This window comes from bacterium (assembly GCA_023228325.1).
Taxonomy (GTDB): Bacteria; Auribacterota; UBA6266; order UBA6266; family UBA6266; genus UBA6266.
Genome location: JALOBK010000012.1, coordinates 4,541 through 7,723, shown reverse-complemented (window position 1 = coordinate 7,723; position 3,183 = coordinate 4,541). Strand labels below are relative to the sequence as shown.

At 59.5% G+C, this 3,183-nt stretch carries 4 protein-coding genes; all 4 read left to right on the top strand.

Annotated elements, in window-relative coordinates; all coding sequences use genetic code 11:
- Nucleotides 1–103 precede the first annotated feature (103 nt).
- From M0R36_10550 to M0R36_10535, 4 genes are read left to right on the top strand one after another with little or no spacing between them, the layout of a single operon-like run.
- Nucleotides 104–412: a hypothetical protein gene (locus tag M0R36_10550; protein ID MCK9556234.1), complete on the top strand. Its 309-nt coding sequence runs from the start codon at nt 104–106 to the stop codon at nt 410–412.
- Entirely contained in the window at nt 409–1,083 is a 675-nt protein-coding gene (locus M0R36_10545; protein ID MCK9556233.1) for a hypothetical protein, read from the top strand. The genes M0R36_10550 and M0R36_10545 overlap by 4 nt, the downstream gene beginning before the upstream one ends.
- A 1-nt stretch (nt 1,084) precedes the next feature.
- Nucleotides 1,085–2,566, top strand: coding sequence for a hypothetical protein (locus M0R36_10540; protein ID MCK9556232.1), 1,482 nt, complete (start codon nt 1,085–1,087; stop codon nt 2,564–2,566).
- Between the two features lie 9 nt (nt 2,567–2,575).
- Nucleotides 2,576–2,959, top strand: a complete 384-nt coding sequence (locus tag M0R36_10535) for a hypothetical protein (GenBank protein ID MCK9556231.1) — start codon at nt 2,576–2,578, stop codon at nt 2,957–2,959.
- The last annotated feature ends 224 nt before the right edge of the window (nt 2,960–3,183 follow it).

The following is a 3,183-nucleotide window of genomic DNA, read 5'->3' as shown; positions in this document are numbered from 1 at the left end:
ACTTGGTGAGGCGAGGACTGTTAGACGTTGAATGAGCTTGCGAGCGACAGCGGCGGCGGACCTGGTCGGAATCCTACAGGATACCGACACGGGCGGCGATTCGGTGACAATTACGGCTCCGGATGGTTCGACCGCCGTTGTTCTCGGTTTCACGTCTGACATTCATCTCTCAGTAGACCCCGGAACAGGCGAACTTGTCAGCGGATGCAAGGCTTCGGTGTCGGTACTCATCAGCGATCTCGAAGACGCGGGATTCGGCGCGATACATAGCGTGGCGGATTCGTCCTCACGGCCTTGGCTGATTACGATGGCCGATTCAAAAGGCACTGAAACCGTTTACAAGGTGGTTGAGACGAACCCTGACCGGTCGGTCGGGCTGATGTTGATCTTCCTCGGGGAGTATGAGCAATGACGCAATCTATCCCCTTGATCAACAAGAACGACGGGTTCGAGACGGTTCGAGATGCCATAGCTTCCATTCTGGCGACCGAGACGGCGGCTCAACAGGTGCTGGCAGCGGCCGCAGGGCAAGATCCGGATGATTACAAGTTCCGAGTCTTCGCCGAGCGCGCGGCCCCGTGGGAAATCTTCGGATCCGATGACGTAACGCCGATTGTGAATGTCTGGTTTGACGGGTCCAACTATGACCCATCGACTTCAAACGTATCGACGCGCCAGAAGGGGACAAGCCGTTTCAACATTGACGTCTACAGCCGAGCGGTTTCAACGGAAACCGAAGGCGGGCACTCGCCCGGTGACGAAGCGGCCGCGAAGGCGGCCCACAATGCGGCGAAGCTCGTTCGCAACATCCTGATGCACGACAAGTATAAATACCTTGGGCTCCAGGGGACCGTGTGGCGCCGTTGGTTGACGTCACTGACGACCTTTCAGCCTGGAGCTGGGACGCTTCCCGTGGAGAACGTCGTCGCCGTGCGGTTGGCTTTGGAAGTGGACCATAACGAGACCATCGATCTTGAAGATCACGAAATTTTGGAGATCGTGAATGTGAAAATGTATCACGACTCGGTTGACGGGCAATTGATCGCTGAATTGCAGTTCGGCGAAGAGGACGAAGGAGAATGAAATGAGTATTTCAACGGCATTTGCGCCTACCCGAGTCGCGAGGGGAGTAGCGCTCAAAACATATCCGGAAGGAATCGGCGCGGCCGGAACTAGGTATCGCCCCGTTCGCGTGGCTTTGATAGGCCAGGGGAGCTCCGGATCAACCTACACGGTCGACAAGCGGCAGGTGTACACGGCGAACGAGGTGGGCTCGGTCTACGGGTACACTTCGCCTTTGTACCTCGCGGCCTTGTCGCTGCTTCCAGTGAACGGTGACGGCGTCGGAGACATACCGGTTACGGTCTACCCGATAGCGAATCCAGGTGGCGGAGCGGCCGCGGCTGGGTCCATCACCCCGTCTGGGACCGTGACCAAGCGCGCGACGTACTACGTCAAGATCGCGAACGTGGTTTCCGACCCCTTCGTCGTCGAAAGCGGCGATGCCGTGGCTACCATCTGCGACAAGATGGTAGCGGCCATCAATGCCGTGAACGGGATGCCAGGCACAGCGGCGGACGGGGCAACGGAAGTTAATTTCACAGCCGGATGGCTCGGGGACAGTGGTGACGACATCTACATCGAGGTCGTTTCGCCCGATGACGCTGAGGTTACCTTCGTCATCGTTCAGCCGACCGGCGGCTCGGGGACGGTGACGGTAACGGCGGCGCTCGCGCTCATCGGCGAAGCCTGGGAGACTCACATCGTGAGCTGTCTTCCCTACACGGACGACACAGCCCTGGACAAGTACGATGAGGTCAACGAAGGCCGATGGCTCCCCGAGGTGTACAAGTTTTTCAAGGTCTACTCCGGATGCGCCGAGGCCACCCTCGCCACGGTGACGGCGATCACGGACGCGCGCAAAGAAGACCGAACCAACATCATCGTGACCAATCCGGGCTCGCACGATCTGCCGCTTGTCATCGCGGCTGACCACGTCCGACGGATCGCCAAGCTGGCGAACGAGAACCCGGCCCACGACTACGGGTCGCTGTCTCTGTCTCGCTTGACCGCCGGCCTGGACTCTGTCCAGTGGTCGAGCTCTCAGCGGCAGTCGGCGGTCCTTGCCGGATGCTCTACGACCCGCGTTCGGGACGGCGTGGTCAAGGTGTCGGACATCGTGACCTGTTACCACCCAACGGGCGAGGAGCCGCCGGCCTATCGGTATGACTGCGACCTGGAAAAGCTCGCGACGGTCATCTACAACACGGCGCTGCTCTTCGATAACACGAACTGGGACGGCGCTCCCTTGGTGCCCGATGACCAGGCGGTCAAAAACACGACGGCCAAGAAGCCGAAAATGGCTCTTGCGGCCATCTTCAAGATGTTCGACGCGCTCGCGGACGATGCCATCATATCGGACCCTGACTTCGCCAAGGAGTCGAGCCAGGCCGCGATATCGAGCGTCAACCCGAAGAGGTTGGACGTCAAACTGGTCTTCAAACTGTCCGGCAACGCGAATGTGATCTCCATAGACCTCGCGTTCGGCTTTTACTACGGGGAATAGGAGGCGACCATGAGCGCAATTGGAGGACCGGCGGAAACCATCAGCATTGCGGGGCGTGAGTTCCGATGCACTGCCGACAACACGGTCAACATGAAGCTCGGCGGATACGAGAACACGCACGAGGCGAACGGTGACGGGTCGACGCGGATACTCAAGACGCGGACGCTTGCGAAGCTGTCCGGAGTGGCCGTGGAAGTCGACAACCAAAACCAGGATTTCGAGTTCCTGACCGACGTCGCCAACGGGGCCGAGGATGTGGACGTGGTGATCACGTACACTGACGGGACGAGCTACGCGGGCGTTCTCGGCATCGACGGCGAGCTGGCAAACGACGTGTCGAAGGCCACGGCGACTTTCGACATGGCGGGCGGCGGGAAGTTGAAGCAGCTCTGAAAGGCTAATTATGGGCCGCTCTAAGGAGTGCCTTTCCTCCTCCGCCGTGGGGCGGCCCGCTTTTTGAAAGGCATGATCATGGACGAGAAAATCTCAAGAGAAATGGCGGAGGCGGAGTTCGAGCGGTTCGCCGCTTGTGCTCGGTTGGATTTGTCGGAATTTCGCCCCGAGAAGGACAAGGCGGAGGTCGACGCCAATCGGGAGAGCTTCATCGAGGACGTTAT